Source organism: Pirellulales bacterium, assembly GCA_035499655.1.
Lineage (GTDB): Bacteria > Planctomycetota > Planctomycetia > Pirellulales > JADZDJ01 > DATJYL01.
In genome coordinates this window covers 1-21,377 of record DATJYL010000180.1, presented here as the reverse complement: position 1 = coordinate 21,377, position 21,377 = coordinate 1, and the positions used below count along the sequence as shown (strand labels likewise).

Below are 21,377 nucleotides of genomic sequence, written 5' to 3'. Positions count from 1 at the left end.
CAAATCATGGCAGTTGCTACGAAAAATCCGGTCGAAATCACGTACAACTTGATCGACAAAATCAATCGGCGGCTAAGCAAAGCGGGTGAGCCGATCATTTTCAAAGAGCATGACGGTATGCGTAGGGAAACCGTGCTTTATCGGAACTGTATTCGGCTTACCGACGCCGACGTGCTGCGATTAGTGCAGCGGTTCCAATTGGGGACGGTCGATAGGTTGCCGAAACGGAAGGCGGGCGAATATCTGGCGTTCGTTCACGGTAAGCGAAGCGGTGTTAGTCTGTCTGTCTAAACTTGGCGAATTCGATTCTGAACCCTTCACAACCCCGGCATTTCGCCGGGGTTTTTTTGTTTGTTTGGCCCGAAAGGGTGGATCATAATACACCGATGCAAAAACTCATAACCGGGCGAGTGTGGAAAGAAATTACGGCTCGTGCCAAGCAGACGAAACGACGGTCTACCGTCGCTGTTGCCTATTTCAGTTCAGCACAACTATTACCGCTGAACAGTGGCAGCACACTTGTTATTGATATGAGCGAACGGGCGGTTCGTGCCGGGCAGACAAATCCGACAGCCGTAGTTGCGATGCTTCGCAAAGGCGTGAATGTTCATTCGGTCGAAAATTTGCACGCGAAAGTATTTGTGATTGGTAGCCGTGCCATCATTGGTTCGGCTAATGTCTCTGCCACGTCTGCAAACTATCTGATTGAGGCCGCGATTGAAACGAATGACCGTAAGACCGTCAAGGCATATCGTGAATGGGTTAATAGCCTAACCGGCGATAGAGTGACATTACGGCAAGCGATACGACTTCAAAAACTTTATGTTCCGCCCCGTGGATTCAATCGCCGGAAAAAACGAAATGGCAAACTAACTCCGCAACATTCGCCGCTGTGGACCGTGGTAACAAGGTTTGGAAACTGGAATGAGGAGGAGCAAGAGGCGGAACAAATCGGCACGCCGAAAGCTCGAAAGCAGTTGCGATCAAGTCGCTACTACGATGTTTATAACTTTTCTTGGCTTGGTAGTGCTTTTGCGAAAACGGCAAAACGAAACGATCTAGTAATTGAGAAGGTAGAGCAATCGGCACGAAACATTCGTATTTTTCCGCCCCGCCGAATCATTCATTTGCAGCGTTACCGCAATTCCAATGGCTTCATGTGTTTTCTTGAAATGCGGAAGGGGCTTAGATCAAAGAGCCGAAAAATTGTGAGCGAACGTCTAGGCAGTGGCGGCCGAAAATTTATTCAGGTCAAACGCTCACGTCTAATACGTGATACGGGCCTAGTGCATAAATTATTGCAATTGTGGCCGGATCGGAAATAAATCGCGGGCTTTTCGTTGAATGAATGCTAGCAATTGACTTTTCGTTCCATTGTTTCTACTGTCCGTTTGTGTCGGTACGAAAACAGCATTTACCACGGAGGGTAGATCATGGCGAAAACAATCTCATTCAAAAGCCCGGAAATGCAAGGCGATTATGGCAGGACCGAACAGCCGGTAAACACCGTGCTGGTTTCTTCCATCGTCGGCATTACAGAGACCACCGATTTTGCTTGCTGGATTTTGCTGCTAGGTGGTCACAAATTGCAGATAACTCGAAGTGACGTTGCGACAGTGAAAGCGGCAATCGGCTAAGCCTGATTATCGCACGGCGTAACCGGGTGAATGTTCGGCCGGCGGTAAATCGGGCCGCACAACTGCCGGCCTGACAAACACGGGAACTGCTTGAGTTGCGATTTTTCGGAAGTGTGCTTTGCGTAAGTGCGAATGCGTTAGCTCCCCGCGTGTTCCCGTTGCATCCGCGTTATTTGGTGGATTGATTAGCGGCCGTAAGTGCTCACTCTTGCCGACGTTAAATCCAAGTTTGCCCCGGCGTACCGCTCTTTCCTCAATTGTTTTGATTCTGGGCGTGTCATTTTTGCGGTGGGCTTCGGCGTATGCGGCTATGTCCTTGCTGAGAATGTCGGGTTCAACAAGCTTATCCATGCCCGTAGAGAGAAAACAAATCGACACAGCCAGTCGCAAGCATTTACGCCGCAACTCATCGGAAATGTTGATTCCGGGCAGGTTGTTATCCGGTATCCCGCCGAATGCCGCATCAATCGTTTTATCGGGGTCCATATCCAACCTGCCCCAGTGAATTGAGGGCATATTGAGCGGACCTACTCTTTCGCCAATGTCGATCCACAACACAACACAGTGCTGATTATCTTTAGTCTTGACGCCCCGCAGCACAAGAATTGATTGAACAATATGGCCCTCACAGACCGTTAGCGGATTGTCCTGCGGGGGCAGACGTAAAACAAATACGGGGTATGGAAGTTTGAGCGTGTCGGCGGGAACATCCAATTGAACGTCAGTAAGCATCGGGATGATGCTAGGCCAGATGTTGAAATAGGGTTTGCCCAGTTCTAGCCAGTGAATTTCAGCTTGATACCGATCAATTTCAACTTTCTGTTGATGGTCGCTGAAATCCGTTGCTGCAACTTTCCGTCGGGCTTCCGCCATGAATTCGGCGTGCGTAAACGGCCCACTACGTTTGTGGTTAGCCTCAAACGCTGTTGGGTAAGTAAAGAATTCCATTTGCAGAGCTTCCCCAAGCTACGTGAAAAAGCCCGTGAACTGGGGCAGGTAGTCCACGGGCTAGATTGTTCGCCAAGGCGAACGGCAATCAGTCTAGCAAAACCGATTGCCGATTCCAGCACCGTAGAGCAATAAGAACAAACTTGGGTGCTCTAAATCGTGCAGTAAAAATGCAGCGGAAAGCGTGCAAAACCGGGCATTGACGGCAAGTTGTGCGGAAATTAGTGTGAGTTAATTGCATAACTCTCTAGCATTTGCGACGTGTCGCTAGACGCTTTGGCCGCTCCACAATCTGGTGCTCTAACCAACTGAGCTATAGCCACCGTTGACTGAACCTCGAATTATATCGGCCGTGCCGGGCAGCAGCAATTGGAAAAGTCAGCTCGCTGGTCCGGCGTAGTACAGACAAAATAAGGTTCTCAGCGGTTCAGTTGCCGACGTACTTGGCGTACACACTGCGAGCCTCGGCCACGTCGGCGGTGCCGCCAATGATAGCGCGGCCATCGGGAAACAGCGTGATGACGTACTGCCCGACCGCACATCGCAATAGATATTGGTTGCGAGTGACTTGACCGACCGCACGAAGTTTTTGTTCGAGCAAATCCATTGTCGCCGGCGAAAATGCGGAGTTCGCCGAAGAGCTCAATTGGACGGAATTGCGCCCGCACAACACGGCCGTGCGACCGCCGCGCTGGCCCGTTAACCAAGGAAACTTCTCTTTCGTGTCCGAATCGCTGCGGCACGTAGGGCAACCGCCGGCGGCGCGCAGCCGATCCAGATTAAGCTGTCGCACTTGGTTTTCCCACAAATCGACCATCGTCAACGTTCGATTCACTGCCTCGGTGCAACCCGACAAAATTTTGATGGCTTCGCAAGCTTGGATCGACGCCACGACATTGACCACCGGCGACAAAATGCCGGCCGTGTCGCACGTAGGAGACGTGCCCGCCGGCGGCGGCTCGCTCATCACACAGCGAAAACACGGAGGCTGGCCCGGTAAAACGCTCAGTGATTGTCCTTCAGCGCCAATGCAACCTCCGTAAATCCAGGGAATGCACAATTTCACCGCCGCTTCGTTGATCAGGAAACGAGTTTCGAAATTATCGGTCCCATCGAGAATGATGTCGCAACCTTGGCACAGCGCCAAAATGTTATCCGCAGAAATATCGGCCACGATCGGTTCCACTTCAATCTGGCTGTTGATGCGCCGCAGTTTTTCCCCAGCCGCCACGGCTTTAGGCAGCGCCGCCGCCACGTCCGCCTCGTCGAATAGCACCTGCCGCTGCAGATTATTCAATTCTAAAAAATCGCGGTCCACAATTCGCAGCTGGCCCACCCCGGCCCGGGCCAACGTGTTGGCAATCACACTCCCTAAAGCGCCGCAACCGCAAATCAGCACGCGGCTGGCCAACAGCCGCCGCTGGCCCTCCTCTCCAAGGGGCGCATAGCGCATTTGCCGGGCATAACGATCCAATGAATGTTTTGTTGCATCGCTCATTTCTGAATACAACACACGATGAATTACACAACATAACCGGCAAAGTCGCCGTAGGAGGCCAAATCACGCTGCAACGCATCGCATTCTAGGCGGCCTTGCTCAATTTCAACCCGCTCCGACAGGCGACGTACTGCCACGACCGGAATCGAACAACCGGCGGTTCTGCCTGCGAATTCCGTCGGATGGTTCACTTCGGCAAAAATCAGCTGTGCCCACGGCGCAAACTCAAGCGGCTGTTTGTCCCATACCCACTGCGATAGTAACAAATTCGGTACGCAACTCCTAATACTGTCAGGTAACTTGACGCCAGGCGCCAACACCACAATTCCCACTGCGGGCCATTGTGCCAACCGCCGCAATTCTTCCACGATGACATCCTCACAATGTTCGGCCTCTGAACCAGCCACATCAGCCACCAGCAATATTCCCCGGCGACTGGCAAATTGACAGAGTTGCTCCGTTGGTGAACTTGTGACAATAGCCGTCCAAGTATCCCTCAGATAGTTTGCGGTGTCTTCGAAGTGTAAACCGAAACCAAGGGAAGGTGGAAGCACATCAGCTTTGTCGAAACGGACGCCGCGAAGCACGAATCGTTTTCCTTCGAAGTACAGTTCGCGGCCACGCACTCCCAGCCTGCGAATTCCCAAAACGCTGTCATACTGCTCAATGACCGATTCTCTGCTGTGGAGCTGCAGTTTAGCACGATACAGAAATGGTAATTCCGGCGTCCAGAAACAAGGATCAGGCACAACAGCCTCGGCCAACACGGTTTCGCCGGAACCCCGATCGATGAATGGCACACGGGCCGGAAGCGTTTGCGCAAATTCGCACTCCGGTCCAATCAAATGGCCGCTCAATTTGAGTTGTTTTAGTTCATGTTGATGCCCTGCGGCCAGCGTGAACCGGGCATAGACCCGCGCTTCGGCGGGGCTGACGAAACCGGAAAAAAGCTCAACACGTCGAATAATGGAATCGTGCGTCACTTGTCGCAGTAAATCGCTGATGACTTGGATAAGAATTTATGCCGTAGCTTCCTCCGCCTGCTGGGCGAGCGCAGCGGCCAGAAACCGACCGGTGACGGAACTTTTCGACCGGGAAACCAATTCCGGCGTCCCTTGCACCACGATTTGCCCTCCTTCGTCGGCTGCTCCAGGACCCAAATCGATAATCCAATCGGCGGCTTTCATCATTTGCAAATTGTGCTCGACCACTATTAACGAGTGTCCCACGGCCAGCAAAGCATCAAAGCAATCCAGCAATTGCACGACGTCGGCAAAATGCAAACCGGTCGTTGGCTCATCTAAAATGAACAGTGTTCGATTTCGCTTGGCGGCCGACATGTACCCCGCCAATTTTAAACGCTGGGCCTCGCCTCCGGAAAGCGTGTTGGCCGGCTGGCCGAGCCGTAAATAGTCCAAGCCCACGTCGATCAGCAGCTTCAGCTTGGCTTGCACTTTGGGGCAGCCCCTGAAAAAAGTAAATGCCTCGCGAACCGTCAGCTCCAACACCTCGGCAATGTGCCGGCCACGATATTTGATCTTTAATATCTCCGGCCGATAACGCGTGCCATTGCACTGGCTGCACTTCATGAATACGTCAGCCAGAAATTGCATGTCGATTTCGATGTAACCATCGCCGTGGCACGCCGGACAGCGTCCGCCATCAATGTTAAAGCTAAACTGGCTGGCCGTGTAATTGCGCATGCGGGCCTCCACCGTGTCGGCAAACACATTGCGGATTTCGTCGAACGCCTTGATATACGTGACCGGATTGGAGCGCGGCGAACGGCCAATGGGGCTTTGATCGACCAGAATGACTTCATTCACCTGTCCATCCCCGTACACGTCGTCGTGCTGTGCGGGCCGTGGCGATTCTAACCGCATCCGCCGCCGCAGGGCCGGGTATAGCGTGTCTTCCACCAACGTGCTTTTGCCTGATCCACTGATGCCGGTCACCAGGCACAACACGCCCAAGGGAAATTCCACGGTAATGTCTTTTAAATTGTTGCCGCGCGCGCCGGTCAGGCGAATCCAGCCGTGATCCGTGCGGCGGCGCTTCGCGGGCACGCTGCGACCACGCCGGCCGGCCAAATAATCGCCCGTCAGGCTTCTGGAGCATTGTTCCATTTCCTGAGGCGCACCTTGAAAAACCACCAGGCCGCCCCGTTCGCCGGCCCCGGGACCAATTTCGATGACCTCATCGGCGGCGCGAATCAGCGATTCTTCGTGCTCCACAACGCACACGCTGTTGCCACGGTCGCGCAGCGAAAGCACGGCTTTCACCAGGCGATCGACATCCGCCGGGTGCAAGCCGATCGAAGGTTCGTCGAGCACGTACAGCATGTTTACCAGGCTGGAGCCCAACGCAGTCGTTAACGAAACTCGTTGTGCTTCGCCGCCACTCAGCGTGCGCAAAGAACGGTCCAGCGTGAGATATCCCAATCCCACGGAATCCAAGTAGCCCAGCCGGGCTTGCACCTGCTCCAACATACTGCGACCAATTGTGGCCTGAAGCTGGGGAAGCGCCAATTCGCGAAACAGTGCCAGGCAATCGCGAATTTTAAGGGCGCAAATTTCAGAGATATTCCGCCCGGCAATCTGCGTGGCCAGCCCTTCTGGCCGTAAACGAGTTCCATTGCAACTTGGGCATACCCGGTAGCTGCGCCAGCGGTTCAGAAATACCCGTAGGTGCATTTTATATTTTCGCTTTTCCAGCCACTGAAAAAATCCGCGCAGCCCGCCAAAATTGCGTTCCGGCACGCCTTCGCGAATCAGGTTTAGATGTTCCTCGGTGAGCTTCTTGAAAGGCACATCGAGCGGAATTTGATAATCGTCGGCCAAGGCAATTAACTCTTCCAGTTCGTGTGCATAAGCGGGCGTGTTCCACGGCGCAATGGCCCCCTCGCGCAGCGATTTCCGCGGATCGGGCACAATCAAATCCAAATCAATGTCGATCACGTTGCCAAAGCCTTCGCATTCCGGACACGCGCCCAACGGACTGTTAAAGCTGTATAGCCGCGGCTCGGGCAATGGATAAACACGACCACATTCGTCGCACGTCATTTGATCGCTGAAGTTTAACCGCTGCCAAGTGCGGCCATCTAATGAATAGGGGCGGCCATATCGCTGTTCGCCAATCTGCGGGGGCTCCGGCAAATCGACAAACACGGTGGCCCGGCCGTTTCCATGTCCAAACGCCGCTTCCAACGATTCGCGGATTCGTTGCGCTGGGGTATCGGTCGTGAGCCGGTCGACGACGATGTACATCGGTTCGCTCGGCGGCGGTGCTTCAATGTTCGTCGTGGAATCTGCAAGATTCATTTGCCGATCGCCGACAACAACACGCAAAAAACCGAGCGCCTTCAACGCTGATGTGTTTATCGATGCCTGTTCGAAAGCCAGCAACAATCGTGCGCCGGCCGGCAATTTAGCCAAACTTTCCGCAGCCGATTGCGGCGATTCGCGGCGAACTTCGTGCCCGCAGGTTTGGCAAACGACGCAGCCGATTTTAGCGAATAACAACCGCAAGTAGTCGTTGGTTTCGGTGGCCGTGCCCACCGTGCTGCGGTTGGATCGGTTGGACGATTTATGGGTCACGGCCACTGCCGGGGGAATGCCGGTAATTTGCTCCGCCACCGGTCGTTCCAATCGCTGCAAAAACTGTCGGGTATAGGCCGAAAAAGTTTCGATGTACCGCCGCTGTCCTTCGGCGTACAGAGTATCTAGCGCCAAGCTGGTTTTACCGCTGCCGCTCAGACCGCAAAATACCACGAGTTTGCGGTGCGGGATGTCCAGATCAACCCCTTTAAGATTATGCACCTCAATGCCGCGAAGCGAAATAAAGCCTTTGTTCACCGCCGTGGTCCCCAGATTGCTCCAGACACAATCGGCAAAACTGTTATCATAACCCACACGCATTGGCAGGACCAGCAATGAATATTCGCGGTCGCAAAGTAACGGTGATGGGATTGGGTTGCCACGGAGGCGGCGTGGCGGCAACACGCTTTTGCGCGCAATCCGGAGCCACGGTTACCGTAACCGATTTGGCCGACGAAGCCGCATTGACCGAATCATTGGCAACCCTAAGCGATGTGCCCGTTGCAAAATTTACTTTGGGTCAACATCAGGCCGTCGATTTTTGCACGGCTGACGTCGTCGTCGTGAATCCGGCAGTGAAGCCGAAAAATCCGCACGTTGAATTGGCGCGGCAAGCCGGTGCAACCATTACGTCGGAAACCGAGCTATTTCTCAATGCCTGTCCGGCAACCGTGATCGGAGTAACCGGCACCGTGGGCAAATCGACAACCTCTGCCATGCTGGGAGCCATTTTGAAATCGGCCGGACGGCACTGCTGGCTGGGGGGAAATATCGGAAACAGTTTGCTCGCCGATGTGCCACACATGAAATCCGCCGACATGGTCGTGCTGGAAATGAGCAGCTTTCAACTCCACTGGCTAAGCCCTGCGACCCGCTGGCCCGCGGCCGCAATTATCACCAATTGTTCGCCCAACCATTTAGATTGGCACGGCACGTGGAACAATTACGTGGCCGCAAAGCAGCGCTTGCTTTCGCATTTACCAAGCGACGGATTTGCCGTGCTAAACAGTCAGGACCGTGAAATAGCCGGCTGGCAGCCACTATGCCGTGGCAAGGTTTTATTTCCTCCACATCCCGACTTATTGCCGCCGCTGCGCGTGTTTGGTTCACATGCTCATATCAATGCAGCCTGTGCGGCGGCGGCGGCAAAACAACTGGGCGTGAATGAACGAAGCATTTCTCGCGCGCTGGCCGAATTTGCAGGTCTTCCCCATCGTTTGCATTTGGCGGCCGAAATCGGCGGCCGACGGTTCTACAACGATTCCAAGTCAACCACGCCCGCCGCCACCCTGGCGGCTTTGAACGCCATGCAGCAACCCACCTGGCTGTTGCTCGGAGGCGCTGATAAGTGCATCGACTTTGCCGCGCTCGCTAGTGCGGTGACTCGACAAGCCAAGGGCGTCGCCGTGTTCGGATCGGTGGCGGAGCAACTGCAAAAAATCATTCACCAAGCCAACCATAACTTCCCGTGCTTTCGGGCTGAAACTTTACATGAAGCCCTGAACTGGTCTTGGCGGCAATCGAATCCCGACGAAGCGATCTTGCTTTCGCCCGGCTGTGCCAGCACCGATCAATTCCGGGATTTTGCCCACCGCGGAGAAGAGTTTGAACGCCTGGTGGATGCGCTCGGACTTGAAACCGCAATCGCCGCCGGTCGCAGCTTGGCGAAGCACTAAGCGGCACGTTTGGCCACCATGTTGCGGCGATGTTCGTCAAATTGCGAAACAATCAGCGCCGCATTCTGCCCCCCAAAGCCAAAGCTGTTGCTCAGCACATGACGGCAAGTCGTTTCTCGGGCCACATTCGGCACGTAATCCAAATCACAGTCCGGGTCAGAGGTTTCGTAATTGATGGTCGGCGGCAGCACGCCGTGGCGCGTGGCCATAATGCTCACCACCAGCTCGATGGCGCCGCCGGCCGTGGTGAAATGGCCCATCATGCTTTTGGTGCTGGAAATGGGCACACGATAAGCGTCATCGCCGAACACGCGCTTGATCGCCAAGGTTTCCATTTTGTCATTCAGCACCGTGCCGGTGCCGTGGGCGTTGACGTAACTGATTTGCTGAGGCTGCAAATCGGCGTCTTTTAACGCCAGGCTCATGCACGCCGCGGCTCCGCGTCCCTCGGGATGTACATCGGTAATGCGGAACGCGTCTTGAGCGGAACCGTAACCGGTAAGTTCGGCCAAAATCTCCGCGCCGCGCCGCTGTGCATGCTCCAACGATTCCAGCACCACCAGCGCCGCTCCCTCGCCCACCACAAAACCATCGCGATCGCGATCAAACGGCCGCACCGCATGGGACGGATCTTCATTGCGTTGCGACAAAGCGCTCAGCCGATGAAAACCGCTAATGCCAAACGGATGGATCATGCTATGGGCCCCGCCGGCCAACATAATATCTACTTCACCATTGCGGATCATGTCGGTTGCTTCGCCGATGGCCTGGCTGCTGGAAGCACACGCCGCAATGCAGTTGGCGTTGGGACCCTGCGCGTCGAACATGGTCGCCAGATGTGCGGCGGGCATGTTTAATTCCAATTCTAGCTCGTCGTCGGGCCGCCACAACCGTAACGCTTGTTCGGTGAATCTTTCCGGATGAAACTCCTCGCCCTCCATCGAGGCTGCCATCATCTGAGAGAACTGATCCCAATTTTGATAGGTTTCCCCACACCCCAGGTACACGCCGAATCGAAGCGGATTAATTTTGACATGTGGCCCGCCATTTCCATTGGCATCTAATCCAGCACTACGAGCGGCCTTAATTCCAGAGGCCATCGCGAACAGCGTTTGCCGCGGATGATGCTGCCAACGCAGCGGATCTTCACCAACTTCGGCGATGCTCCAATCTTTCACCTCGGCGGCAATTTGCACCGGAAACCGGCTGGCATCAAACAGCGTTAGCCGGCCCACGCCGGAGCGGCCCGCCGTGAGCCGATTCCATACCTCGCGCACATCAGAGCCCAACGGCGTAACGCAACCGACGCCGGTAATGACTACACGATTGCGCATGGTTTTTGCCTGATCCAATTCCGCTGTCGCATTGGCCCCGGTTCGCAGTCTTCCCGACGACGCAACGGCCCCAGTCGTCGGCGCGAAGATGGGCAAAAGCTGTGGAATGATATTCGACGGCAAGCGAACGAAAAAGGTCGATTCAAACACTCCGCAGCGCTGGATTCGCAAAAAATGCTAGCACCCGCGGCTAACGCTTAAATCCGCAGCGTCAACTTCGCTCAACCGGCGCCTTGCCAATGCAATGGTAGGTGAATCCAAGCGATTGCATCTGCCGCGGATTGTAAAGATTGCGGCCGTCAAAAATGACCGGCTGCTTTAATCGTCGACGAATGTCTTCAAAATCCGGATTTCGAAATTCACCCCATTCGGTGACGATGGCCAAGCAGTCGGCGCCGTCCAGGGCCGGCAACGGCAATGAAGCGTAAGCCAAACGCTCCCCGTAAATGGCCCGCACATTGGGCATCGCTTCCGGATCGTATACTTTCACCTGCGCGCCGAGTTCCAGCAAGCGGTTAATCAGCACGAGCGCCGGGGCATCGCGAATGTCATCGGTCCGGGGCTTGAACGCCAAGCCCCAAATGGCAATGGTTTTGCCTTTCAGTTGACCAGCAAAATACTCTTCGATTTTTTCCCCCAGCACGGTTTTCTGCCGGTTGTTGACCGCGTGCACGGCATCCAAAATTTGCGGCCGAAGTTCGTGTTGCCGCGCCATGGACGACAGCGCCAGCACGTCTTTCGGAAAGCAACTGCCGCCATAGCCCACGCCGGGAAACAAAAACGCGAACCCAATCCGCTGATCGTGCCCTATGCCGCGGCGCACGTCGTCAATGTCGGCCTGCATCCGCTCGCACAGGTTGGCCATTTCATTGATAAAGCTGATCTTGGTCGCCAATAGCGCGTTGGCCACGTACTTGGTCATTTCCGAACTTTCGGGCGACATCACCAAAAACGGCTTTTCGGTCCGCAAAAATGGAGCGTACAAGGTCCGCAACACCTCGGCCACTTCGGGCCGGCGCACGCCAACCACTACCCGATCGGGCTTTTGAAAATCGTCCAGTGCCGCCCCCTCTTTTAAAAACTCGGGATTACTGGCCACATCGCAGTCACGACCCGTGAGTTCCTTGAGCCGAGCCGCAATTTTAGCGGCCGTGCCGACGGGAACCGTGCTTTTGGTAACCACGATCGAGTCCGGTCGCAAATGCGGCGCTATCGAATCAACCACTTTCCACAACGCGGACAAGTCGGCCGAGCCGTCGTCGGACGGTGGCGTGCCCACGGCCAAAAAAACCAGTTGCGCCCCCTTCACCGCGGTCGCCAACTCGGTGGTGAAGTGCAGGCGCTTGGCTTCCAAGTTCTCTGTCACCAATTCAGCCAAACCGGGTTCGTAAATCGGCACGTCCCCCCGGGAAAGCCGTTCGACTTTTTGCCGATCGATGTCGACGCAAGTCACTTCATTGCCGCTTTCGGAAAAGCAGGTGCCCGTAACCAGGCCGACATAACCGGTGCCGATGACCGCAATGCGCATGAGTTGGATTCCAAATCTTCAAAAAAATGGAGCCGCCAGCCGGAAGTCAACGCCGATCGCCGCCCCACAGGAAGCGATTATATTCCAGTTTAGCTTGCCATTTTCGATCGCCCAAGAGTTGGTAGTGGGACAATTTGGACATAGTCCGACTGTGTCAGTCTGAAAAAGTGGCTCTCGAAATCTCAAATTATCCCGCCACCCAAGAGTGATGCTTCCGCCAGGCGTTTTAAACACCCCGTGCCTAAAAATGCGTGCTACAGCCAATCTCGCCGAAGTTATTGTGGTTCCGATTCTTCCCGCTCATCGGGGGGCACCCGGGCAATGGCCGCCAACGTATCGCCTTCTTCCAAGCTCATAATCCGCACGCCGTGAGTGTTCCGACCGGTAAGGCGAATTTCCCGCACCGCAATCCGCTGAATTTTTCCCCGAGCTGTCATCATCAGCACTTCGTCGTCTTCGTAGACGCATAAAATTCCAACCACCGGGCCATTCCGATCGGTGCGAATGTCCCGGACCCCCATGCCGCCGCGATTTTTGGTGGGATAACGAGCGGAGGAGGATTCGGTTTCGTCCCCTTCGGCGGATTCGATTTCGGCGCTCTCGGTTTCTGGCAATTCTGATTCCGTATCGGGTTCTTCCGCCAAATCGGAAGGTTGCCCTCCGGCAGTGCCTGGGGCTAAGGGCTCTTCAGTCGGGCTGTTCGGTCCAAACGCGGTGCGCTTGCCTTGGCCCAACTCGCAGGCTGTAAGCAGGGCGGCCGCGGGATCGGCCACAACCATGCCCACGACTCGGTCGTCGCCGCGCAAGCGAATGCCGCGCACGCCGGTGGAATTGCGCCCCATCGGCCGAACGTTCGATTGCCGAAACCGAATCGCCTGCCCGCGCGCGGACGAAACCACCAGCTCGTCACCGGGCTTGGTCAGCACCACGTCGACTAATTCGTCGTTGTCGCGCAAATTGATGGCAATAATTCCAACCCGTTTGGGACGGCTGTACGCTTCCAGGGCCGTCTTTTTCACTAGGCCGTTGCGCGTAACCATGGCCAAATAATGATCGGGGAGCGAAAAATCGCGAATATTCAAACAACTGGCAATTTTTTCCCCTTCCGCCAGGTTGAGCAAATTCACCACGGCCCGACCCCGGCTTTCGCGGCTGAGTTGCGGCAGGTCGTACACCTTTTGCCAATAGACTTTGCCGTAATTCGTGAAAAACAGCAAGTAATCGTGCGTGCTGACGACGAACAGATGCTGGATCGGATCTTCTTCCTCGGTTCGCGAGCCGATAATTCCCTTTCCGCCCCGTCGTTGGGCCCGATACGTGCTGGATGGCGTGCGCTTGATGTAGCCGTTGTGACTGATGGAAACGACCATCGTTTCCTCAGTAATCAGCTCGTCCAGGTTCATCTGGCCGATTTCCTCGCCGCTGATTTCCGTGCGCCGCTTGTCGCCGTATTTGCGCTTCAGTTCCAAGCAATCGCTGCGGACAATGGCCAAAATGTTCTTCTCGTCCGAAAGGATTCGCTGATGCTCGGTAATTTCTTCCAGGAGTTGCTTGTGCTCGCCGCTCAACTTTTCCTGTTCCAGGTTGACCAACTGGCCCAGCGTCATTTTCAAAATGGCGTCGGCCTGCACGGCGGTTAACGTGTACGTTTCGCGCACGCCGCGCTCCTCCTGGAACAGTGTAAAGCCGGTGTCCCCCAAGGCTCGTTGCATCATGGCGGCGGGCGCTTCCACGCCCATCAACCGCGCCTTGGCTTCCGGCTGCGTTTTCGACGAGCGAATGATGCGAATAATCTCGTCGATGTTGGCATACGCCAGCAGCAGCCCTTCGACCGTATGCTTGCGCTGCCGCGCTTTGGTCAACAAAAACTGCGTGCGGCGGCGAATGACAGCGGCCCGATGGCGAATGAATTCTTCCAGCAAGCCCTTGAACGACAACACCCGCGGCTTGCCGTCGACCAGCGCCAAGAAGATGATCGAAAACGTGTCTTGCAGCGGCGAGAATTGATACAACTGGTTGAGCACGATCTCCGGGTCGGCGTCGCGCTTCAGTTCGTACACCAGGCGGACCGGCTCTTTCAAATCGCTTTCGTTGCGGCCGGCCGAAATGCCGACGATTTTATCTTCCGCAATCAACTCGGCGATTTTTTCTTCCACCGCGTCACGATTCTGCTGAAACGGAATTTCATTCACAATAATCCGGAACCGGCCCTTGCCGAATTCTTCGATCCGCGTGCGGGCCCGCAGCGTGATCGTGCCGCGCCCGGAATGATACGCCCGGCGAATGCCGCTACGGCCCATCACGGTGCCGCCGGTGGGAAAATCGGGGCCGGGGCAAATTTCCAACAGTTGGTCGATGGAAACCTCGGGCTCGTCGATTACGCGGACCAGGCAATCGCAAATTTCGCTCAGGTTATGCGGCGGAATGCTCGTGGCCATGCCCACCGCAATGCCGCCGGAACCGTTGACCAACAAATTCGGCAACTTCGACGGCAAAACCGTCGGCTCGGTGTGCCGCTCGTCGTACGTGGGAATATAGTCAACCGTGTCGAGCTTCAAATCGTCCAACAGCAACGCCGCGTGCTGCGACATACGGGCTTCGGTGTACCGCATGGCGGCGGCGGGCAACCCGGCAATGGAGCCGAAGTTGCCTTGCTTGTCGACCAGCACATAGCGCATGTTCCATTCCTGGGCCATGCGGACCAGCGTGGGATAAATGACGCTTTCGCCGTGAGGATGATAATTGCCGCTGGTGTCGCCGGAAATTTTGGCGCACTTTACACGGCTGGCGCCGGGCGTCAGATTCAAATCATTCATCGCCACCAGAATGCGCCGCTGCGAGGGCTTAAGCCCATCGCGCACGTCGGGCAACGCCCGGCTGACGATGACGCTCATGGCGTACGTCAGGTAACTTTCCTTCAGCTCCTGCTCGATCGCCAATTCGATAATTTTGCCCTGGTTTGGCATACCGCCGGCGGCAGCGCTGCCCGCGCCGCCATTGTCGCCAGGGGGCACAAAATCATCCGCTCCGTCGGGTTCGTTTCCGTCTGTCGCCAAGGGTCAATCCTTTTGTGAAATGCAGCAGTTGCGTGAACCAAAAATATACCCGGTTTGGCTGCACTTCACAATTGGCCTAAGCGGTATTTGGTTCATCGCAAGATGAGAAATAGCAATGCGTTGCATCGACAGATTCTCAACGCGGTTTTAACCGACGCTGCGATCACGCTGCCTGACGAAAAACAACCACATCGGCGCGGCGTTCATCGATTTTTTGCAACCGCTGGGCGCGCTTGATGAGCAACAGGCCCAGACTTAGGGCGATCGCAAACTTCACAAGCCACAACATCGCTTCCGCCCCGGATGTGATGATGCCCAAACCCACGATGGAACCGCCGTTGCCGACGGAATCGGGCACATAATGAGAATTCGTGGGTTGAATGAATTTCATCCAAAAACACGCGCACAACATCGCAATTAAAACAATGGCCGTTTTTGCCCATTTCCACGGTAGTGCATTGCGGCGGGCCACACGACAAAGAATTAGAACATCGACGATGGGAATCAGCGTGCTCAGCAGCCAACCCCAACATGCGTTGACGATGGTGAATGCAAACGGAGCGCTCCACGGATCGCCCATATCGGATCCAAAAAAATGACTGAGCAACATTCCGAAAGCAACCGCGCCGGTCGTAATTCCAATCCAACTGAGTAATACCAGCGGAATGGGCGCGATAATAAACGTGAATATGGGATGGCGGCCCAAGAAGCTGCGGTTGTGATATTCTTTGGCGGCGAAGGCGGCGAGTTGGGCGGGGTCGCCCAGGCGGTCGTGCAATTTTAATAAGTTGGTGTGATCGGCTGCGGGTTCGTTTTCGGACGTATCCATGTCCATGCTCCTTTCATCCTGAAGGTCTGCTAGATGATCGTCCCACTCGTCCAGCAAGCGCTGGATGTAGGCCTGCGGCAGTCCCTGCTTGCGCAGTTCCGTCAATAATTCTTCTTTCCCCGCAATGTAGCGGCGGCTGTCCCCAGCCGCTGCAGAGGCGTTAGGGACAGCGCCCGCTAAATCGTTTAGCGATTTGTCACGCGCCGGCTGGTTTTCCATTTTTTTCTTCCGTGATTTGGGCCAACAAAATTTGGTTCACCGCGCCCACAATGCTGCGCCACGCGGCGGTGCTGCCGGCCAACCGTTTGCGACCGGCGGCGGTCAGCCGATACACCACCCGGTTGCGGCCGCCGACAAGTTCGCGGCGGCTGGTTAAAACTTCATCCTTTTCCAGCCGATGTAGCACGGGATAAATGCAGCCTTCGCCGAATTCCAACACCTGGCCGGTCGATTGTTCGATGGCCCGCACCAATTCGTACCCGTACATCGGTCGGCGGGCCAACAACCCCAGCACGACCAATTCCGGCACGCCGTTGAGAAAATCGGGGTTGGTGTTTTTTGCCATGTTTTTGCGGACGTTTTTCACTTCTGGTTTCAGCATGGCGGTCTTATACCTCAAGGTTTGATGTATTACAAGAGCAATCGGCTGGATCTGCGTGGGGGCGTGAAGTTTTTTAGGGAGAGCGAAATTCCATCGGTCTTGTACGATTTGCGATTGTGCGCGATAACCAATGAAGGCGGTCGGCTGAGTTGGATTGTGGCAATTTTCCACCGGAATAGGCAACATGACGACCTTCGTCACGGGCGCAACTGGCTTGCTGGGGAACAATATCGTCCGGCTGTTGGTCGAGCGAGGCGAAACGGTGCGCGTGCTGGTGCGCAACCCGGCAGATCTGCGGCCATTCCAAGGCCTGACCATCGAAACAGCGCAGGGAGACGTGTGCGATGCGGCCTCTGTGGATCGGGCCATTGTCGGCGCCGACCGGGTGATTCACTGCGCGGCCCGGGTGCACATTGGCTGGAGTGGATTGAGCGAGCAACGGGCCGTGAACGTGGAAGGAACCCGAAACGTCGCCGACGCAGCCTTGCGGCAGGGTGCCCGAATGGTTCACGTTTCCAGCATCGACGCCTTAGGCGTGCGGTCGTTAGATCAGCCGTCCGACGAAAACACAGCTCCCAATGGAAAAGTGGCTTGTCCCTACGTGGTCACCAAGCGCGAAGCGGAAAGCGTGGTAATAGAGCGCGTGGGGCAAGGCCTGAATGCCGTGATTGTGAACCCGGGCTTCATGCTGGGTCCGTGGGACTGGAAGCCATCGTCGGGAAAAATGCTGTTGAAAATAGCCACCGGTTGGGCGCTGCTGGCCCCGCCGGGAACCAACTCATACTGCGACGTGCGCGACGTGGCGGCGGCCATTTTGACGGCGCTGGATCGCGGCCACACCGGCCAACGATACATTCTGGCCGGCCAAACGCTAACCTATCGAGAAGCGCTGCGGATTATGGCCCCGATTATCGGAGCAAGGCCGCCGTTTCGAACGGCCATTCGGCCGACGGTCAAAATCATCGGCCGCGTGGGAGACGTATTAACTTGGCTCACCGGCCATGAAAGCGACGTGAATTCTGCCGCGACGGCCATGTCGATGCTGCCGAAAAATTATTCCAGCGCCAAGGCCGCCGCCGAGTTGGGTTACCACACTCGCGATGTCGCCCAATCCGCCGCCGACGCTTGGGCGTGGCTGAAGCAGTACGGGTATGTGAAGAAATGAAAACCCAACAACCCGATGCTCACAGCCTCCTGTCCCAAAGCGTGGCCTACCAGCAAAATGACGTCTCACATGGCGTTTAATCAGCCGCAATGATCAATGCTGCGGCATGGCCCAGGCGCGAAGTGCTTAGTTTCAGCGCCGTGCGACCCACGGCTGCCGCCGACGTGGTTTCGCTCGACATAATTCGCGGGCCTGCGGCGGATGTGGCAACCGGCAGCGGCGCGCCGTGAATCACATTCACCGGGCACTCCGGGTCGGGGTGTTCGTAATTCAACGTGACGGGTATTTCGCCAGCGTTCAGCCCCAGGATGGAGGCCGCCAGTTCCACAGCGCCGCCGCCCCCGCCGAGATGGCCGAAGAAGCTTTTCGGCGCCGTCACCGGGACATCGCCCAAAACGGCACGAATGGCTTGCGCTTCGTAGCGATCGTCGGCGATGGTGCTCAAACCGTGCGCATTCACGTGGCCGATATCGGCCGGTTCCAATTGGGCGCGACGGAGCGATTCGGCAAGCACACGCTTCACGGCGAAGCCCGTCAAGGGTCGAGCGCCCACGGCCTGGTTGCCGCGCAGCGGCTCGTGAGCGCTGGCATGACTTAACACGCGGGCCAGAATTTGCGCGCCGCGGCGCTGCGCATGTTGGAGGCTCTCCAGGACGAAGGCGGCGGCTCCCTCGCCGTTGACCAAGCCGTCACGCTGGGCATCGAACGGGCGACTGGCGCGCGATGGATCCGCATTGAGGTGCGAAAGATCGGCGGCCCCGCGATAGACGTATGCCGTGGGATTGATGCGGGCCCCGACGCCGCCGACAACCATCACGTCGGCAGCGTCGCGCTGGATGACGCGCACGCCTTCGGCCAGGGCGGCGAGGCTGCCGACATCGCTGTGGCCAATGGTGTTGCACGGCCCGCGAGCATCGTGAGCAATGGCAACATGGCAGGCGATCATATTGGGCAAATTGCGGAGCAAAAACAGCGGAAAAACTTCGCTCATGGCGACCGGCGCCCAGCGGCGGAAATCGAACTCGCCGCCCGCCAAGCATTGGCGATATAAACTTTCCAACTCGTCGAGACCGCAATAGATCATGTCCCCGGCAAACACCACGCCTATGCGGTCGGGTGCGACCGTGAGCGGAACCATGTTCGCGTCGGCCATTGCCATATCGGCCGCGGCAAAGCCGTACTGGATTTCGCGAGACATGACTTTGAGGCTTTTCCGTGGTCGGACGTAGGCCTTGGGGTCGAAATCGACAACTTCGGCGCCGATTTGCACGGGAAACCTGCTGGCATCGAAGCGCGTGATGGGCCGCACTCCGCTCTGGCCGCATTGCAGCGACGACCAAAAGGCCTCGCGGCCGATGCCGATGGGACTGACCACTCCCAGGCCGGTGATGACAACTTCGCGCTGATAACCGGCGAGGCTCATGGCAACCCAAGAGAAAATGACGAAAACCTAATGACGAATGTCGAAAGAATGACCAATGTTCAAATGATGAACCGCCGCAGATCGTTTTGGAGAGCGTACCGTGTGAAAAGCTTCGTCATTCGCACTGCTATAGACATTAGACATTCGTCATTCGTCATTCAACTTTCGCCATGTGTTCGGTGGCGGCAAGATCGTACAGCCGGTATTTTTTGTAAAGCCTGGCGCCACCTTTTTCCAGGCTGCCCACGGCCAGCGTATTGGCCTCCGATACCCAGGAGAACTCTGCTTCTTCCATCCCCAGGGCCAGGCCTTTGGGAATCAGACTGACCAACAACACGATGCCGATCCCCCACTTTTGATATTCGGGCACCACATTGGTGCTAATTAACCGCACTCGCTTGAGATTGTGCTTTTTACTAAGTAACTTGAGAAAGCCGAACGGAAACAGTCGGCCATCTATGGCTTTGATCCGCGGATTGTAGTCGGGCAGGCCGAAGACCGCGCCAATTGCCTTTCCGTCCACTTCGGCCACGCAGGTCAGTTCTGGAATGATCAAATGCTTAAGGTCGCCGGCCATCCACTCAATTTCCTTGCGGGTGATCGGCACAAAGCCCCAAATGTGCTGGCAGGAATCGTTGTAAACCTTAAGGAACGTTTCCAGATCGGCCTGAAAACGGCGCTTATCCATCGGCCGGGTTTTCACCTGAAACATTTCGTTGACACGCTCCACCAGCGTACCAATGCGCGGAATTTGGTAATCGAGGTCCTTCTTCACGCCCAGATAGGCGTATAATTCGTGTGCTTTGGCAAAGCCGTACGATTCGATCAGCCGGGCGTAATACGGCGGATTGTACGTCATCATGAAGGTCGGTGAATCGTCGAATCCTTCCGTCAACAATCCAATTTCATAATTGAACGAAGGATTGACCGGCCCACGCAGCGCTTGCAGATTGCGCTCCGCCAGCCAGGAACGCACCGCGTCGAACAGCGCACCGGCCACGGCTTGATCGTCAATGCACTCGAAGAAGCCGAAAAAACCACGCCGCTCCTTGAAGTGCCGATTGTGTTCGTGATTGACAATGCCGGCAATCCGCCCCACCACCTGCCCGTTCCGGTAGGCCAAAAAAGTTCCCACTTCGCCAATTTCCTGGAACGGATGGTATTTCCAACCCACCAGCCGTTTGAACTCGCCCCGCAGCGGCGGAACCCAATACGGATCGTTACGATACAAATCCCAGGCGAAGCGCATAAACGCGCGCCGATCGGCCCGCGAGTGCACAGGCCGCACAACGATGTTTGCATCCGCCATAGGATAAGCCGCCGACACAAAAAGGGAAACCCATCCGCTGCAAAACGTTGCACTATGGCAGCAGTCGAAAGTGCGGTCAAGGCCGAACAAAACCACCGCGCAGCCCGCTTTTCCCCCTATCACCGCGGCCCTGGCAAGCGATAATATCGGAACGCGATTTTCTGGTCTCGATCTTCTTCGAATCGCTGAAATTGCATCCCACACAATGTCTACCGTCGCCGCCCAAACGCCGTTCAAAATCGACCTGCCCGACGGGCTGTCCCTATGGTTGGCCACGCCCCAGCAAAAGGCCGCCGCCGGATACGTCGTGAACGAAATCTTCAAAAAACGCCGCTACGATTATCCTGGCTTTCAAATTCACCCCACCGACACCATCGTCGACATCGGCGCCAACATGGGCGTGTTTGTGCTCTGGGCCGCAAAACAAGCCACGCAAGGCAAAGTCATCGCCATCGAGCCCACCAGCGCCATGGACGTGCTGCGGATGAATGTCGATCGCAACAGCCTCACCAACGTCGTGCCCGTGCCAGTCGCCGCCGGAAACGATGGCGCCACCTTCGAAATTGTCACCTACCCAGGCTTCAACATCGTCAATCATCACGCGGGCTGGCAGCCCAAAATGTGGACCAAGTTTTTCATCTGGCTGCTGTATCGCAAGTATCAATCCGCGCCGGTAACCGAGCGGGCTCCAGTGAAATCGCTGAAGAAAATTCTGGATGAAAACGGCGTCGACCGCGTCAATTATTTGAAGTGCGATTGCGAAGGGGGTGAATACGA

General features: G+C 56.1%; 17 protein-coding genes. 6 read left to right on the top strand and 11 right to left on the bottom strand.

Translation table 11 applies throughout. The features are described 5' to 3' along the window. Positions 1-6 precede the first annotated feature (6 nt). The 3 genes from VMJ32_12820 to VMJ32_12810 all read left to right on the top strand — a co-directional run bounded on the left by VMJ32_12820 (position 7) and on the right by VMJ32_12810 (position 1,637). The gene (locus tag VMJ32_12820; protein HTQ39904.1) at positions 7-291 is read left to right on the top strand and encodes a hypothetical protein; all 285 of its coding nucleotides are present in this window, start codon (positions 7-9) and stop codon (positions 289-291) included. 95 nt (positions 292-386) lie between these two features. Next, entirely contained in the window at positions 387-1,325 is a 939-nt protein-coding gene (locus VMJ32_12815) for a phospholipase D-like domain-containing protein (GenBank protein ID HTQ39903.1), read from the top strand. 108 nt (positions 1,326-1,433) lie between these two features. Further along, a complete protein-coding gene (locus tag VMJ32_12810; GenBank protein ID HTQ39902.1) occupies positions 1,434-1,637 on the top strand; it encodes a hypothetical protein in 204 nt (67 codons plus the stop codon). Between the two features lie 6 nt (positions 1,638-1,643). Here VMJ32_12810 and VMJ32_12805 read toward each other — a convergent pair whose 3' ends face one another. The 4 genes from VMJ32_12805 to uvrA form a co-directional block, all read right to left on the bottom strand. After that, positions 1,644-2,585 carry a hypothetical protein gene (locus VMJ32_12805; GenBank protein HTQ39901.1) on the bottom strand — a complete coding sequence of 314 codons (942 nt, stop codon included), beginning with the start codon at positions 2,583-2,585 and terminating at the stop codon, positions 1,644-1,646. A 427-nt stretch (positions 2,586-3,012) separates the two neighbouring features. Continuing rightward, positions 3,013-4,083 (bottom strand): ThiF family adenylyltransferase, encoded by a 1,071-nt coding sequence (locus VMJ32_12800; GenBank protein HTQ39900.1) that lies wholly within the window; start codon positions 4,081-4,083, stop codon positions 3,013-3,015. Between the two features lie 23 nt (positions 4,084-4,106). Then, positions 4,107-5,066: a hypothetical protein gene (locus tag VMJ32_12795; GenBank protein ID HTQ39899.1), complete on the bottom strand. Its 960-nt coding sequence runs from the start codon at positions 5,064-5,066 to the stop codon at positions 4,107-4,109. Between the two features lie 36 nt (positions 5,067-5,102). Continuing rightward, positions 5,103-8,000, bottom strand: a complete 2,898-nt coding sequence (gene uvrA, locus VMJ32_12790) for an excinuclease ABC subunit UvrA (GenBank protein ID HTQ39898.1) — start codon at positions 7,998-8,000, stop codon at positions 5,103-5,105. A 14-nt stretch (positions 8,001-8,014) separates the two neighbouring features. Between uvrA and murD the strand changes: the two genes are divergently transcribed. Then, complete coding sequence (murD, locus tag VMJ32_12785; GenBank protein ID HTQ39897.1) at positions 8,015-9,355, top strand: UDP-N-acetylmuramoyl-L-alanine--D-glutamate ligase; 1,341 nt, start codon at positions 8,015-8,017, stop codon at positions 9,353-9,355. Here the strand turns inward: murD and VMJ32_12780 are convergent. The 5 genes from VMJ32_12780 to VMJ32_12760 form a co-directional block, all read right to left on the bottom strand. Next, a complete protein-coding gene (locus VMJ32_12780; protein HTQ39896.1) occupies positions 9,352-10,689 on the bottom strand; it encodes a beta-ketoacyl-[acyl-carrier-protein] synthase family protein in 1,338 nt (445 codons plus the stop codon). The two genes, murD and VMJ32_12780, sit on opposite strands and share 4 nt — an antisense overlap. A 211-nt stretch (positions 10,690-10,900) precedes the next feature. Further along, a complete protein-coding gene (locus VMJ32_12775; GenBank protein HTQ39895.1) occupies positions 10,901-12,217 on the bottom strand; it encodes a UDP-glucose/GDP-mannose dehydrogenase family protein in 1,317 nt (438 codons plus the stop codon). 275 nt (positions 12,218-12,492) lie between these two features. After that, a complete protein-coding gene (gene gyrA / locus VMJ32_12770; GenBank protein ID HTQ39894.1) occupies positions 12,493-15,183 on the bottom strand; it encodes a DNA gyrase subunit A in 2,691 nt (896 codons plus the stop codon). Positions 15,184-15,436: 253 nt separating this feature from the next. Further along, positions 15,437-16,321, bottom strand: coding sequence for a hypothetical protein (locus VMJ32_12765; GenBank protein ID HTQ39893.1), 885 nt, complete (start codon positions 16,319-16,321; stop codon positions 15,437-15,439). Next, on the bottom strand, positions 16,299-16,703 hold the full coding sequence (locus VMJ32_12760) for a helix-turn-helix transcriptional regulator (protein ID HTQ39892.1): 405 nt from the start codon (positions 16,701-16,703) through the stop codon (positions 16,299-16,301). The genes VMJ32_12765 and VMJ32_12760 overlap by 23 nt, the downstream gene beginning before the upstream one ends. Before the next feature lie 184 nt (positions 16,704-16,887). On the opposite strand from VMJ32_12760, the gene VMJ32_12755 reads away from it, so the two are divergent. Continuing rightward, positions 16,888-17,868, top strand: coding sequence for an NAD-dependent epimerase/dehydratase family protein (locus VMJ32_12755; GenBank protein ID HTQ39891.1), 981 nt, complete (start codon positions 16,888-16,890; stop codon positions 17,866-17,868). Positions 17,869-17,944: 76 nt separating this feature from the next. Here VMJ32_12755 and VMJ32_12750 read toward each other — a convergent pair whose 3' ends face one another. Further along, on the bottom strand, positions 17,945-19,291 hold the full coding sequence (locus VMJ32_12750; protein HTQ39890.1) for a beta-ketoacyl-[acyl-carrier-protein] synthase family protein: 1,347 nt from the start codon (positions 19,289-19,291) through the stop codon (positions 17,945-17,947). A 154-nt stretch (positions 19,292-19,445) separates the two neighbouring features. Next, positions 19,446-20,540, bottom strand: a complete 1,095-nt coding sequence (locus VMJ32_12745; protein ID HTQ39889.1) for an N-acetyltransferase — start codon at positions 20,538-20,540, stop codon at positions 19,446-19,448. A 265-nt stretch (positions 20,541-20,805) separates the two neighbouring features. On the opposite strand from VMJ32_12745, the gene VMJ32_12740 reads away from it, so the two are divergent. Beyond that, positions 20,806-21,377 (top strand): FkbM family methyltransferase (locus tag VMJ32_12740; protein HTQ39888.1); only part of this gene is annotated, 572 nt, incomplete at its 3' end.

What these genes read in the sequence shown, in the direction of transcription:
- VMJ32_12800 (HTQ39900.1), bottom strand. Translation starts at nt 4,083, where the DNA reads ATGAGCGATGCAACAAAACATTCATTGGATCGTTATGCCCGGCAAATG.
- VMJ32_12755 (HTQ39891.1), top strand. Translation starts at nt 16,888, where the DNA reads ATGACGACCTTCGTCACGGGCGCAACTGGCTTGCTGGGGAACAATATC.
- VMJ32_12780 (HTQ39896.1), bottom strand. Translation starts at nt 10,689, where the DNA reads ATGCGCAATCGTGTAGTCATTACCGGCGTCGGTTGCGTTACGCCGTTG.
- VMJ32_12815 (HTQ39903.1), top strand. Translation starts at nt 387, where the DNA reads ATGCAAAAACTCATAACCGGGCGAGTGTGGAAAGAAATTACGGCTCGT.
- gyrA (HTQ39894.1), bottom strand. Translation starts at nt 15,183, where the DNA reads ATGCCAAACCAGGGCAAAATTATCGAATTGGCGATCGAGCAGGAGCTG.
- VMJ32_12820 (HTQ39904.1), top strand. Translation starts at nt 7, where the DNA reads ATGGCAGTTGCTACGAAAAATCCGGTCGAAATCACGTACAACTTGATC.
- VMJ32_12745 (HTQ39889.1), bottom strand. Translation starts at nt 20,540, where the DNA reads ATGCGCTTCGCCTGGGATTTGTATCGTAACGATCCGTATTGGGTTCCG.
- VMJ32_12750 (HTQ39890.1), bottom strand. Translation starts at nt 19,291, where the DNA reads ATGAGCCTCGCCGGTTATCAGCGCGAAGTTGTCATCACCGGCCTGGGA.
- murD (HTQ39897.1), top strand. Translation starts at nt 8,015, where the DNA reads ATGAATATTCGCGGTCGCAAAGTAACGGTGATGGGATTGGGTTGCCAC.
- uvrA (HTQ39898.1), bottom strand. Translation starts at nt 8,000, where the DNA reads ATGCGTGTGGGTTATGATAACAGTTTTGCCGATTGTGTCTGGAGCAAT.
- VMJ32_12760 (HTQ39892.1), bottom strand. Translation starts at nt 16,703, where the DNA reads ATGCTGAAACCAGAAGTGAAAAACGTCCGCAAAAACATGGCAAAAAAC.
- VMJ32_12765 (HTQ39893.1), bottom strand. Translation starts at nt 16,321, where the DNA reads ATGGAAAACCAGCCGGCGCGTGACAAATCGCTAAACGATTTAGCGGGC.
- VMJ32_12805 (HTQ39901.1), bottom strand. Translation starts at nt 2,585, where the DNA reads ATGGAATTCTTTACTTACCCAACAGCGTTTGAGGCTAACCACAAACGT.
- VMJ32_12810 (HTQ39902.1), top strand. Translation starts at nt 1,434, where the DNA reads ATGGCGAAAACAATCTCATTCAAAAGCCCGGAAATGCAAGGCGATTAT.
- VMJ32_12775 (HTQ39895.1), bottom strand. Translation starts at nt 12,217, where the DNA reads ATGCGCATTGCGGTCATCGGCACCGGTTATGTCGGCCTGGTTACGGGC.